This window comes from Undibacterium sp. (genome assembly GCF_030683615.1).
In the GTDB taxonomy this organism is placed as follows: Bacteria; Pseudomonadota; Gammaproteobacteria; order Burkholderiales; family Burkholderiaceae_D; genus Undibacterium; species Undibacterium umbellatum.
The window spans coordinates 78,970-92,367 of record NZ_JAUXQE010000035.1; the positions used below are offsets into that span (position 1 = coordinate 78,970).

8 protein-coding genes are annotated in these 13,398 nt (G+C 51.8%); 4 read left to right on the top strand and 4 right to left on the bottom strand.

Features of this window, described 5'->3' with window-relative positions:
* The first annotated feature begins 12 nt into the window (after positions 1-12).
* The gene (locus tag Q8K39_RS17565) at positions 13-1,164 is read left to right on the top strand and encodes a PepSY domain-containing protein (protein WP_305262220.1); all 1,152 of its coding nucleotides are present in this window, start codon (positions 13-15) and stop codon (positions 1,162-1,164) included.
* A 59-nt stretch (positions 1,165-1,223) separates the two neighbouring features.
* Here Q8K39_RS17565 and Q8K39_RS17570 read toward each other — a convergent pair whose 3' ends face one another.
* From Q8K39_RS17570 to Q8K39_RS17585, 4 genes are read right to left on the bottom strand one after another with little or no spacing between them, the layout of a single operon-like run.
* Entirely contained in the window at positions 1,224-3,287 is a 2,064-nt protein-coding gene (locus tag Q8K39_RS17570; RefSeq protein ID WP_305262222.1) for a TonB-dependent siderophore receptor, read from the bottom strand.
* Between the two features lie 46 nt (positions 3,288-3,333).
* Positions 3,334-5,256 (bottom strand): IucA/IucC family siderophore biosynthesis protein, encoded by a 1,923-nt coding sequence (locus Q8K39_RS17575; protein ID WP_305262224.1) that lies wholly within the window; start codon positions 5,254-5,256, stop codon positions 3,334-3,336.
* Positions 5,253-6,398, bottom strand: a complete 1,146-nt coding sequence (locus tag Q8K39_RS17580; RefSeq protein ID WP_305262226.1) for an MFS transporter — start codon at positions 6,396-6,398, stop codon at positions 5,253-5,255. Before Q8K39_RS17580 ends, Q8K39_RS17575 begins: the two co-directional genes overlap by 4 nt.
* Positions 6,398-8,200 (bottom strand): IucA/IucC family siderophore biosynthesis protein, encoded by a 1,803-nt coding sequence (locus Q8K39_RS17585; protein ID WP_305262228.1) that lies wholly within the window; start codon positions 8,198-8,200, stop codon positions 6,398-6,400. The genes Q8K39_RS17580 and Q8K39_RS17585 overlap by 1 nt, the downstream gene beginning before the upstream one ends.
* 674 nt (positions 8,201-8,874) lie before the next feature.
* Here Q8K39_RS17585 and Q8K39_RS17590 point away from each other — a divergent pair.
* The 3 genes from Q8K39_RS17590 (at position 8,875) to Q8K39_RS17600 (ending at position 13,355) form a co-directional block, all read left to right on the top strand.
* Positions 8,875-11,268, top strand: a complete 2,394-nt coding sequence (locus Q8K39_RS17590) for a glycoside hydrolase family 65 protein (protein WP_305262230.1) — start codon at positions 8,875-8,877, stop codon at positions 11,266-11,268.
* Positions 11,261-11,914, top strand: a complete 654-nt coding sequence (gene pgmB / locus Q8K39_RS17595) for a beta-phosphoglucomutase (RefSeq protein WP_305262232.1) — start codon at positions 11,261-11,263, stop codon at positions 11,912-11,914. Before Q8K39_RS17590 ends, pgmB begins: the two co-directional genes overlap by 8 nt.
* A 184-nt stretch (positions 11,915-12,098) precedes the next feature.
* A complete protein-coding gene (locus Q8K39_RS17600) occupies positions 12,099-13,355 on the top strand; it encodes a sugar MFS transporter (protein ID WP_305262234.1) in 1,257 nt (418 codons plus the stop codon).
* Positions 13,356-13,398 lie beyond the last annotated feature (43 nt).

Sequence of the window (13,398 nt, forward strand, 5' to 3'; positions counted from 1 at the left end):
ACGGGACTGTCTATGTTGCCTAAGTCAGCGCGTACGATATTGCTGCGTTTGCACTTGTGGCTGGCACTCACATTTGGCAGTGTATTCGTGGCATTGGGGCTCACTGGTAGTATCATCAGCTGGATGCCTGAGCTTGATCGTGCACTCAATCCAGCACTGTTCAATACCGTGCATCAAACTCACCAGGCTGAGCCCTTCAGAGCAGAAATGGCACAGACCGCTCTGGATGCCCTGACGGCAAATCCTGCTTATGGCCGGCCCAGGCAATTGATGCTGCCAGCCAGTACTGCAGACGTCATCACCGCCTGGTATCCAACCAGATCAGCTTCAGGCAAATCTGCGTTTAGCCAGGACTGGTCACGCCAGGTCATGCTTGATCCGGTTACGCTGGAAGTAAAAGGCGAGCGCAACTGGGGGCAATATGGCATATCAGGAAGATTGCTGATACCGACCCTGTACCATTTGCACCGCTATGTTTTGCTAGGTGAAATCGGCAAGACCGTGATCGCAGTCAGTGGCATCATGCTCATGCTGATGTCGCTTATTGGCCTGTTTTTATGGTTGCCCAAGCCCAACTGGAAAGCCTTGCGACAGGCGCTGACGGTGAACCTGGCAGCAACCCCGGCTGCTATCAATTTTCGTTTGCATCGCATGCTGGGATTTTTTGCCTTGCCAGTGCTCTTGCTGCTGGGATTTTCTGGTGCCTACTTCAATCAGCCACAATGGATACTACCCGTCGTAGGCAAAGTATTACCGGTGACACAGACACGCAAGCCGGGGGATGCAAATGTACCTCCTGGTCAGCACATCACCGCTGTACAGGCCATGCTAATAGCTCAAGGTGTATTTCCGCATGCCAGGATTTCGCGCCTGGGTTTGCCGTCGGGTTCCGCTACCGTTTATGAAATTCGTTTGCGCCAGCCTCAGGAAATGCATAGCGGCGATGGCGCAAGCAGGGTCAGCGTAGATGCGGGCAGTGGCCGCATCTTCAGGGTGGCCGATCCGCTGCAAGGGCAGGCTGGCGACCGCTTTTTGGCCTGGCTGTTTCCTCTGCATAGCGGCATCGCTTTTGGCATAACGGGCCGGATATTTATTTCATGCTTTGGCCTGGTTCCACTGATTTTGATGTTGACGGGCTGGCGCATGTGGCGCAAACGCAAATAAAAAAGCCGGATGCACGATGCACCCGGCTGATTTTGCCAAGGAGGGGCAAGCCCCTGTGTTTAGAAATGTGTATTCAACACCAGATAGGCATTGAACGGCGCCCCAGGTTGTATCTGCACATTGTTGTTGGCCGACTCCATGTAGCGGGTATTGCCGAGGTTATTGAGTTTCAAGGTAATGTCATAACGGGCTTGCATATAAGTCAGTGCCAGGTCAACACGGGCGTAACCTGGCAGGCGTACTGTATTGTCAGTCAGGGCATATTGCTCACTATGGGCAACAATGCCTGCACCAACGCTCCAGTTTTTGTTAAAACTTTGCTTTAACCACAGACTGGCATTGTGGGATGGTGTCATTTCTGCACGGTTGCCTATGCGTATATCATTGGATGCGACGATTTTGGCATCGTTATAGGTATAGCTGGCATTGAGCTGGGTAGCACTGAATAGTTGTCCCTGAAGTTCCACCTCCAGCCCCTGGTTGCGCTGGCGACCAATTTGCAACTGACGCAAGCCTGTCAGGTCAGCAGGGTCAGCAGTCAGTTGATTGCTTTGCTCTACCCTGAACAAGGCCAGGCTGGTATACAGGCGCTTATCCAGCCACTCTTGCTTCAGACCGATTTCCTGCAAATCAGTTTTCAGGGGCTTGACCTGGCTCAGCGGATTGCTGCCTGTGTAGAGCAGATCTCCACCGGCAGGCTGATGTGAGCGGCTGACCGTGACATAGGCAGACTGTTGCGGAGTGATTTTATAGACCAGCCCCATGCGCGGTGAGAACAGATTATCAGTACGCTGACTGACGGTATTGTTGAGCAAGCGGTTGGTTTGCTTTTGTTTGAACTGGTCAAAACGGCCACCGAGCAGGACGTCCCATTCATTCGTCAAGGCAATCTGATCCTGGAGGTACAGGGCAGTAGTATCGGCATTGAAACGGCTGTCGATGGCCACAGGCAGAGCTCTGAAGTCAGGAGCGGCCAGCAATTGCTGGGGCCGGTATAGATCCACAGGGTAAGCCGTGCCGGTTTGCCTGACCAGGGAATCGCGTTTTTGCCGGGATAATTCCAGGCCAGCCAGCAGGAGGTGATTACCGATCGCGTAAGTCAGTTCAGTCTGGTTGACCAGGTTCTTTTGCTGGATAGGGAAGTAGGTAATCTGGCGCGACACGGTGCTGCCTGCATTCACGCGCCGATTGCGGGTATTCACGCCATCGAGATCAGTCTGGCTGTATTGCAGGTTGTTGACCAGGCTTAACTGCTGATTGAATTTGTGCTCTAGGCGAGCTTTAAAAAGATCACTATTGGTTTTGGTGAAGTCAAATTTTTCACCATAAAAAGTGCTGGGATCAACCGCTACGGCGCGTCCATTCATAGAAGGTATGCCACGGTCAGGTGTGTGGTCTTCGCGTTGTATTTCAGTCTGCAGCAGCAAGCTGGTTTGCGGGCTGATATTCCAAGACAGCGATGGTGCCAACAGCGTGCGCTTATGATCAACTATATTGCGGTAACTGTCACCCGCGTCATAGGCAGCAATCAGGCGGGCATTGAGCTCATTGCTCACGGCACCACCTGTATCAATGCTGAGCCTTCGCTGGCTGTTCGAACCCAGGGCCAGTGAAATTTCATTGTCTTGGTTTGCTTGCGGTTTTTTGGTTATGCGGTTGATCAAACCACCGGCTGCGCCACGACCATAGAGGGCGGCTGTCGCACCCTTGATGACTTCAAGTTTGTCGGTAGTGGCGAGGTCGCGGAAGTAAAGACTGTCATCACGCATGCCATCCAGCAGGGTTTCCCGCGGGGAGTAAAAGCCTCGTATATAAAATTCATCACGGCGGCCTTCACCTTGCCCGGCGATAATGCCGGGCGTGTAGGCCAGTGCATCCTTGCTGCTGTTCGCTGCACGGTCCCGCAAATCTTCATTGTTGACGACAGAAATCGATTGCGGTGTTTCCAGCAAGGTCCCATTGGTTTTACTGGCACCGCTGACACGGGTAGCACCTTGCCGTGACTGTGCCTTGACTTCAATTAATGGCAAGTCATTTTGCGTCGTGTTTTGTGCCATCACTGCGTGGCTATATGCCTGGCAAAGCAAGGCGGGGAGTATCAGTGAAAAAGGTTTTGAGTACATAATTAGTGCATCATTTTGAGTTGAAAAAATTGATTCAGAGCATAGGCTACGACTCATTCACCACGCCCAGCGGGTGATACAGTGGCAGGTAAGCCGCCTTGCGGTCAGCCTGCTTTAAAAAGCGGATCAGCAAATTACCCTTGACTGGCAAGGGTTCGCCAGACAGCAAGCCTTGTATGCGGCGTGCTGCCTCAGGGTTGGGGAAGTTGGCAAGATAAGCTTGCAAGGTATTGCGCAGGCAAGCCCACAACTCCAGGTAAAGTTCATGATTCCCATTCGCCAGGGTGGCGATGACTTCACAGATATTATTGACTAGCAGGCAATAGCCTATGCGTGTCCAGCCTGCTTCATCACTGCAACAGATTTCTTTACGGGTATGCTCATCGAGCTGTATGGTGTTGATCAGTTCGTGGGCTGTCGGTGTGAGTCTGGTCAGCTCCAGGTCACGAACGATAAAGCGTACCGGAGCACCATCTTCTGCAAGCCCGACTATGCTGTTTTGCATATGCGGTTCAAAGGCGATACCTTTTTCAAACAGCAGGTAGAACACGGGATAAATCGCCAGTTCAGCATAACGGCTGAACCACAGGCGCATGCCTTGGCGCAGGGACAGGCTATGTCTGTGGGAAAACCGTTCTATCAACGCTGCCACTTGCAGCCGGCCCGCCTGGCCGTTGCCAAATAGCGCTGCACATATCATGGGCGTGATGCCTTGCGCCATGAAGGCTGCCAGACCTTCGCGTAAAACCAGGCCAAAGCCGTCTTCGATTTCCTTGTGTTGTCTGTCACTCTGTTGCCGGTCTTCCGGGAAGGCTACACTCATGTAAGCCTGTTCTTCCAGTGCGTGAAAATGCGGGAACAGTGCCTGCATGTCTGCCTTCATGGGCCGGTACAGGCGGCTGGCAGTCAATGCTGCCGCCAGTTCATGCCGGGCATTATTGCGTATGCAATTGGTGATGCGCAGGTTCAGCGACAGTTTCAAGAAAGCATTGCCATCTTCGGCCAGCATGGTACGGATGGATGCCGTTGGATAAAACTGTTTGCCACTACAGCCCAGGTCGCGTATTTCTCCAGCAGCCATGGCGGTTTGTATGCGTGACTGCTGCATGAGCCAGTCGGCTTGCCAGGGGTGTAGGGGAAGGATGATGTGTTCGCTATCGGCCTGCCGGCCATGACCAGTCAGTTGTTGCAGGCGGTCTGACAAGTCTTGCGCATCCAGACTATCGCTGATGATCCAGCTGCGCGGAATCTGGAAGTAGCGTAATTGCAGTCTCGCGCCATGTTCAGGCGAATATTTTTTTTCTTCCGCTTTTGTCCAGCCCGAACGGCTTTTGGGCGTAGGGTGAAAAGGGTGGCCCGTCAGCAAATGCTGTTCACTACGTATGTATTGTGCTAAAGCGGAGTCCGTGTGAAGAGAACGTAATTTGCCTTGCTGCGCCTCCAGCAGATGCTGCATGGTGGCGATGCTCTCCTCGATTTGTTGCAGCAGGTCGGCATTAAACTCAGTAGCTTCGCGCAACGACAGGTCAGCGACGATCAGCTCCGCAATGTCGCGCCAACTGGCTATTGACCAGGTTTGCTGATGGTCTTGCAGATAGATGTCGGTGATGTAATCATAATTACCAGTGACTGACACATGTTGTACCCCCACGCAAAAACGGCTTTGCATGCGCGGTAACTGTATGTCCAGTACCTGGCCCTGATACTGGCGCAGTGCTGCGGGTGCCAGCCTGGTGTGGACGATGGAACGGACGGCGAGCTTATGTTCCTGCATGGCGACTTCACGCGCATAGCAGTTCAGCAGCACGCGGGCATGTTGCAGCTGGGCGTAATCCCCGGCTTCGACGGGGACAGCATTGTTGGCTGCCTGCCTGGGATGTGGTAAAGCACGTGGCAAAGACGGCAGATGGAGTAAGGGCAGGGTGTCAGGCGAATGGTTCCAGGCGAACCGCGGTAGGCTAGCGTTCATAAGCGTTTACTTTCTATAAAAATGGAGAGGCCGGCCAACAGCGCACAAGCCAACCAGATGGGAGCGGTATAACTCAGTGAAGTAGCCAGACCGCTTGCGAGAATCCCTGCCATGACAGCGCCCCATTTATTGGCACCTTCCAGCTTGCCAAAATGCTGTCCTGCACTGGCTTGCCTAGTGGTGGATGCAGCCAGGGCATTGATGGCCAGATAAGCGCCGGTCATCCCAACGCCCATGAGTATCCGACCCGTGGCCAGCACCGGCAGATCATTGGCCAGCAACTGCAATAACAAGCCTGCGCAGGTCAGCGCGGAAAATCGCGCTAGTGCTGTCTGGGCATTGGAAAAATTGACATGGCGGCCGATAGGCCAGGCCAGCACCAGAAACAGTGCATGTGGCAAGCCAAACAGGGCACCTGCCCAGGCCGCAGACATATCCAGGCGTTGCGCCAGATCGATGACAAAATATGGATATGTCAGTACCGTCCCTAAGGTGAACAGCGCCTGGTAGCGGTACAGACTGCTTGCACTGAGTGTGCCCGCCTGAGCAGGAACTTGTCCAGTGCTCCCTGTTACGGAATGTTCAGAAAGAGTGCCGGTTTTTGCTGGCAGCAGATAGAGTATCAATCCCGCCAGGCCAGGGAATACAGCCAGGTAAAAAAAGATATGCAGCAGATTTTGGCCATCGCTGAACAGACCTATGATGGCAGGCCCTGCGAACAGGGCGGTGCGGGCCGAGCCTTGCATGACACTCAACAGTGTAGCGAGGCGCTTGCCAGGCAGGAAAGAGGCCAGAAAAGCGTTCGATGCCGCAAAGGTGCCGCCCAGCAAACCTTGCAAAGTCAGGCCAAACGCAAATTCCCAGGGAGTGCGTGCCATGCCCGTGACAATGAAGCTCAGGCAGAGGCCCCAGTGAGCGCGTATCAGTGAAGCGCGTATGCCTATGCGGTCAGCTAGCTTGCCCCACAAGGGATTGGAGATCGCCGCCGCCAGGGTTGGCAGGGTAAAGTACCAGCCAGCCATAACCAGGGTCTGGCTGGAGAAGTTCTGCTGCAGTATATGTGCATAAAATGGTGGCATGCACAGCGCAGCAAAGGCTGCACCAAAATGCCCTAGTACCGTAATGAAAATGGTTTGCCGCATCACGCACCCTGAGACGGCATGAATTGATGCAGGGGGTTCGGGACAGTATGAAAAGCTTGCGCGTTGGCCGCAGAAAGACGCCTGCTGGCCAGTTTTTCCATTTGCAGTTCGGGTACAAACAAATTGAATTGCTGAAAGCTTGCAGACAACTGCGGCACTTGCTCCTGGTAGCACAGCACGATTTGCGCAGCCAGATGCCAGAAGCGGCTTTCATCAAAACCATGATGCAGCGCCAGTCTGTGAGCCAGTTCAGACAGGTGGATAAACAAGAGCACTTCAAGCAGATAATCCCTGGCTTCGTCCGTAGTGCCCATGGCAAAACCGTTGCTGGCATTGGCGGCATTGCGGTGTGCCGGAGCCTGGCGTAACTGCTGCAAGTGTGCTTCGTTGGTGGTTTGCCCGGCGATGTAATGCAGGCCTCCGGGCAAATCACGAATAGCAACACCTGCTGGCAAGCCATCCCTGACGATGAGCAGGGTATTTTGTGCATGTGCTTCCAGCAAGACACCATGCGCCAGCATCAGATGGATAAACGGTGGCAACATGGCTCGCAATAGCGCCTTGACCCAGACTTCGGTGCCATGTTGTTGTAACCAGGGGAATATATTCAGTTGTTGCTGATCATCGATTGTGGTCAAGGCAGTGCAGGGAAATATCTGCTCGCCTTGCCTGAGTATGGATGTGGGTGACTGCCGCCAGATCGCGCCCAGCAAACCATATCTGTCTTGGCGTGATGCAGCAGCTGCCAGGGTGATGCCCATGGGTTCTGCCAGGACCGCCAGCCTGCAGTGCTGCTGCAAAAAAATATCTTCGCTGCACAGCTTGTCAAGCCATTGGGAAATCAGTGGTGCATTGTGAACATGGTGATCAGACAGGATGCGGTCCGCCGAACTGTTGGCGATGGCGAGTGGTAGCTTGAGGTTGTGGCTGTCATGGCTAGCCAGAGATGTCAGTGAACGTATTGATTGCTGTGCGAGCCAGACCGTTTCTCCCGCGCCAAGGTAGAGCAGGCGGCCATCTGCCAGCCAGTCGGCGTACTGGATTTGCAGGTTCTCTTCCCATTGCCAGGGATGGGCGGGCAGCAGATAATAATTGTCTTCCTCCCTGCCTGAGAGCGTGATGGCCTGCTGCAAACGCAGCACTTCTGCTGCGCCAATTTCCGCCTGCAAAAACTGTGTGTAGTCAACACCGGGCAATCCATGGATATCAGCCAGTTGCATATCGAGTGCCAGCCAGACCAGACCAAAAGCCTGAGCAAATTCCGGTCCATAACGCTGATGGTCAGCCAGGTTAAAACCTATACGAGAACGATAGCAAGGATGGTAGAGATGTCCATCACCCAATTGCGCTTCTTGCCATGCATAAGGCAGATCAAGTGCAGCGCGGCCCTTTGCTGCCATGGCCTGGGCCTGCAAAGAACAAGCTTGCTTTGCTGCCGTATGAATTAATTCATTGATGAAGCGCGGGCCATTCTGCGCTGCATGCGGCCTTAGCAAATCACCTGAGACAACGGCAATATCATTGGTAGCCATATCACTGCTGGCTTCGTACACTGGGCCATGTAATCGGCTGCGGCCAAAGCTGCTTGCATCATGTGCGGCTATCCGGTATTCAATCGCCTTGCCCTGCTCATTGATCCCCCGCAAATACAGATTAGTTTTGCCATCAGTCTGTCTTTCCAGATGCCCATCTAAAGCACCTTCAAACCAGAACGCATCGATGAACTGACGTAGAGTACGTTCGGCTGCCGCTGCATAAAATGGATTATTGCTGGTCGCTTGAATTTGCTTGTTGCTGTCCATATTGTTTTTCCAAAAAATGAGGGTGAGCAGATCCCTTGCGATTGCCGAGGCAATCACAGCTTGCTGCACGATGTGAAATGAAAATTACTTATGGGGCGACGACTAGCCAGGGCAGTCGTAGTACTGCTTCATGAGAACGTTTTTCAAGGCAGCAGCGACGATTGGTCGATATAAATAAGAATAAGAAATGACGATGGACATGATTCCCCGCGGGTATGGCACATGGTTTTTTCACTTGCCCACGTAGGGATGCTGGCATACGTGTGTAGCTGGGGCTGGCGCTTGAGAGGGTGTGAAATTGCTAAAGTAAAATCATTATAAATGAGAATCGTTATCATTTGCGAGTTATTTAATAAGTAACCTGAAAAGACCAGGGACAATTACCGGCGGCAAATCTGGGTTTGCCGCCGCAGCAGAGGGTCGTTTGCTTTAAAAGCTCTATTTTGAAGCGTCAAACTGATCGCTGGATGTACCTGAATCCATTTCCTCCCGGCAGCAATCTCCAAAGCTATTCTTAAGCCCTAGTTGGCCTTCCTCAAAAATAAAAATTTAGTTTGTTGACTTTTAAAACCGGTTTAAATAGAATTAATTTAGAAGTCAAACCGGTTTGAACGACTTTGGCAGTTTCAAGCCGATAGAAGCTAATCGCAATATCCAAGAAATAAAGAATAAAAATGAAGGACGAGACCGTGCAAACAAGCGATGCCTTGCAACATCAATTTCCACTGGAAGGCTGGGGGATTACAGAAAATCAACTCGATGACGGGCATCACCTGCTCAACGAAACCCTGTTTGCCCTGGGTAATGGCTACATAGGCTTGCGCGGCACGGCAGAAGAAGGTAACCAAAGAACAGCGGCAGATTCACTGAACGGCAGTTACCTCAACGGCTTTTATGAATCCGAAGCGATACAATATCCAGAAAATGCCTATGGCCTGGCGCGCACCAATCAATTCATGCTGAATGTACCAAATGCCAAGTGCGTGGAATTGATGCTGGAAGACGAAGCCTTTGATTTGCAACAAGGCAGGGTCGATAGCTACCAGCGTCAACTGGACTTCCGCACCGGCCTGCTGACACGCACCCTGCAATGGACATCTGCCCAGGGGCGCAGCATACGCTTGCACAGCCAGCGTCTGGTCAGTTTTGACAACAAGCATGTGTACGCAATGTCATATGAAGTCACGCCTTTGAATTTTTCTGGTCAGGTCAAACTAGTTTCTGCTATCGATGCTGCGGTAAAAAATATTGTGGCTGGGGATGACCCGCGCGTAGGTTCTGCCATCAGTGGTCCGGTGCTACACAAATTGGAAGTAGTTCAGGAAGATGATTTCTCTGCCTTCCTGCACCGTACCCACAATAGTGGCCTGAGTCTGGCAACAGCCATGCAAAATCATTTGCAAACAGAGAGTACCTATGCCAGCAATTTGCAACAAGGTGATGACAAGCTTGAACAGCAATTCATTATCCAGGCAGTACAAGATCAAACGATAAAGCTGGATAAATTTTGCAGCTATTTTTCATCACGCGATTATCCTGCATCATCTTTGCTTTCACTCAGCCAACAGGCACTGGGCAAGGTGTCTGACCTGGGCTTTGCACAACTGGCAGCGAGCCAGCAAGCGTACCTGGATGACTTCTGGACACAGGCCGATGTGCATATCAGTGGCGACGCCGCCTTGCAGCAGGGCATGCGTTTCAATATGTTCCATCTGCTGCAGTCAGTAGGGCGTGATGGCAAGACCAATATCGCTGCCAAGGGTTTGACAGGTGAAGGCTACGAGGGTCATTATTTCTGGGATACAGAAATTTATATCTTTCCCTTTTTCCTCTACAACAAGCCAGAGATCGCCAGAAAGCTGCTCGAATACCGCTATCAATACCTGCCGCAAGCCAGAGAGCGTGCCCGGCAACTGTCGCATACCAGCGGCGCACTCTACCCATGGCGCACCATAGATGGTGAAGAATGCTCGGCCTACTTCCCTGCAGGCACGGCGCAATACCATATCAATGCTGACATTGCCTATTCCATCAAGCTGTATATGGAAGCAACTGCAGACATGGATTTCTTGCTGACGCAAGGGGCAGAAATTGTGCTGGAAACTGCCCGCCTGTGGATGGGCCTGGGTCACTACACTCGCTTGCCAGGTCACGATGAGGAGTCGTTCTGCATTAATGAAGTTACTGGCCCCGATGAATACACGGCGCAAGTCAATAACAACTATTACACCAATGCCATGGCGCAAATGCATTTGCGTTTTGCTGCCGGTATCATCAAGCAATTGCAGGTTGAACAAACAGAAAAGTTTGCTGAACTTGCTGCAAAGATTGATCTGCAAATAGATGAAGCAAGCGCATGGCAACGTGCCGCCGATAACATGGCTTTGCCCTATAACAAAGAGCGCGGCATCCATGAGCAGGATGATAGCTTCCTCAATAAAAAGGTCTGGGACTTTGCCAATACCCCAAAAGAAAATTATCCCCTGCTGCTGAATTACCACCCGCTGGTCATCTATCGCCACCAGGTCTGTAAACAGGCAGATGTGGTGCTGGCCTTGCTCTTGCTCAGCGACCAGTTCAGCCTGGATGACAAGCGCCGTGACTTTGATTTTTACGAAAAAGTCACGACCCATGATTCATCCCTGTCCACCTGCATCTTCAGCATCATCGCGGCTGAAGTCGGTTATCAGGACAAGGCCTACGACTATTTCATGCAAACCGCCAGGCTGGATCTGGACAATACCCATGGCAATACCCACTATGGTGTGCACACAGCAGCCATGGGTGGTACCTGGCTGGGTATTGCCTACGGTTTTGCAGGCATGCGTGTCAGCAAGGGGCAACTGAGTTTTGCACCGGTCTTGCCCAAACAATGGCAAGATTACCAGTTCCGCGTGCATTTTCAGGGGCAACTACTGGAAATCACCGTGAGTCAAACCCATGTCGAATACCGCCTCATGCGCGGCACGGCATTGCAATTTCAGCATAGAGGACAAAGCCTGCAAGTGACTGATCAACAAGCCACATGCCGCGTGCCTTTGCATCAACCGGAGCTGGCTCATGCGTAAATACGAATATCGCGCTGTGATCTTTGATCTGGATGGCGTGCTGACTGACACCGCACATTATCACTACCTGGCCTGGAAAAGACTCGCTGAGAGTGTCGGTGCGAGTTTTGACGAAGCTTTCAATGAGCAATTGAAAGGTGTCGATAGAATGGGCTCACTGAACCTGATCCTGGAAGCATCCGGCAAGGACTTTAGCGAAGCATATAAACTGACACTGGCAGATGAAAAAAACCTGCATTATCAAAGTCTGATTGCCCAACTCAGTCCTGCCGACTTATTGCCCGGCGCGGCAGTATCCTTGCAACAGATACGAGCAGCAGGTTTAAAAACAGCTTTGGCATCCGTCAGTAAAAATGCCCAGGCGGTAATTGAGAGACTTGGTATCGCAGACCAGTTTGATGTTGTCGTTGATGCCGCACAAATAAAGAATAGCAAACCAGACCCTGAAATTTTCCTGACCGCAGCAGCGGGATTGGGCTTAACTTCAGATGAATGTTTTGGCGTAGAAGATTCTATAGCAGGCATACGCGCCATCAAATCTGCCAACATGTTTGCGTTAGGTATAGGCAGCCCAGTAGTATTGACGGAAGCGGATGTTGTCATCGCAGGTTTGCATCAATTCAGTTTGCAGGATTATCTGAAGTAAGAGCAGTAAAAGCAGTAAAACAAAAGTAAGCATTAAATAAAAAATACAATACAAAACAGGACTTATGCAAAATCGTCCCAGCAAGGCGTAGCGACGAAGACAGTACTTTAGTACGGCGAGGAGCTGCAACGCAGCTGGGGCGGTTTTGCGTAAGTCCGGAAAAAATAAAAAGGCAGGAGTCGATATGACCCAGCAACACCCGCAGCCAGCCAGCAGGCGGCGCATCATCTTTGCGCTATTCCTGCTGTATTTTGTATTCGCGATTCTGCTCAACAGCGTGGGCACGGTAATACTGCAAGTCATCCAGACTTACGGTGTCAGCAAATCTACTGCCAGTGTGCTGGAGGCTTTCAAAGATATCCCCATCAGCATAGTTTCGTTTTGTGTAGCTTCTTTCCTGCCGCGCCTGGGTTATAAATATGCGATGCTGATCGGTATGGCCATCGTCACTGTCAGCACGGCAACCATGCCCTTGTTGCCCGGCTTCTTGATGACCAAGCTCCTGTTCCTTAGCGTGGGTGTCGCTTTTGCTCTCATCAAGGTATCCGTCTATGCAACTATAGGCCTGATCAGTGCAGACCGCAAACAACATGCCAGCCTGATGAACACGCTGGAAGGTTTTTTCATGGTGGGTGTGCTCAGTGGTTACTGGATATTTGGCTATTTCATCGATGCCAATGATCCCGCCTCGCCAGTCTGGCTGCACGTCTACTGGCTGTTGGCAGCCTTGTGTGCCTTGACCTTCCTGCTGGTGGCGACCACCAGCTTCACCGAATTTGAAGCAAAGCTGACAGTCAGTCACAGCAGCCTGCTTACCGATTTTGCCGATATGCTTAAACTGATGGCGCGTCCCCTCGTCTGTGTTTACATAATCTCGGCTTTTTTATACGTACTGCTGGAGCAGGGCATAGGCACCTGGCTGCCCACTTTCAATAATGAGATACTCAAAATGCCGGTGGACATGAGCGTGCAAGCCACCAGCATCTTTGCGGCTTGTCTGGCGATAGGCAGACTGGGTGCAGGGGCCGTCATGCGCAAGCTTAACTGGTATCTGGTATTGAATATCTGCCTCATCAGCATGGCCGCGCTGGTCTTGCTGACCTTGCCATTAACCCATAACATCGTCGCCAACCCTGATCTGCGCTGGAGCAATGCGCCGCTGGCGGCCTTCATCTTCCCCTTGATAGGTTTGTTCATGGCACCGATTTATCCTGGTATTAATTCTGTCATGTTAAGTTCCTTGCCGACCAACCAGCACGCCGCCATGACGGGTTTGCTGGTCTTGTTTTCTGCCCTTGGTGGCACCAGTGGTTCCATGATCACTGGTTATGTGTTTGGTGCGATGAATGGACAAACGGCGTTTTACCTGTCACTGCTGCCTTTGAGTGTGATCTTGTTGACTCTGTTTTTCTTCAAGCGTGCAATTGAGCGACTGGACTGATATGGTCATGGATGAACTTGGCAAGCCTGCGCAAGTATATAAT

Excerpts from the sequence above, each read along its gene's own strand:
- Q8K39_RS17565 (WP_305262220.1), top strand. The coding sequence starts at position 13 with ATGTTGCCTAAGTCAGCGCGTACGATATTGCTGCGTTTGCACTTGTGG.
- Q8K39_RS17570 (WP_305262222.1), bottom strand. The coding sequence starts at position 3,287 with ATGTACTCAAAACCTTTTTCACTGATACTCCCCGCCTTGCTTTGCCAG.
- Q8K39_RS17575 (WP_305262224.1), bottom strand. The coding sequence starts at position 5,256 with ATGAACGCTAGCCTACCGCGGTTCGCCTGGAACCATTCGCCTGACACC.
- Q8K39_RS17580 (WP_305262226.1), bottom strand. The coding sequence starts at position 6,398 with ATGCGGCAAACCATTTTCATTACGGTACTAGGGCATTTTGGTGCAGCC.
- Q8K39_RS17585 (WP_305262228.1), bottom strand. The coding sequence starts at position 8,200 with ATGGACAGCAACAAGCAAATTCAAGCGACCAGCAATAATCCATTTTAT.
- Q8K39_RS17590 (WP_305262230.1), top strand. The coding sequence starts at position 8,875 with ATGAAGGACGAGACCGTGCAAACAAGCGATGCCTTGCAACATCAATTT.
- pgmB (WP_305262232.1), top strand. The coding sequence starts at position 11,261 with ATGCGTAAATACGAATATCGCGCTGTGATCTTTGATCTGGATGGCGTG.
- Q8K39_RS17600 (WP_305262234.1), top strand. The coding sequence starts at position 12,099 with ATGACCCAGCAACACCCGCAGCCAGCCAGCAGGCGGCGCATCATCTTT.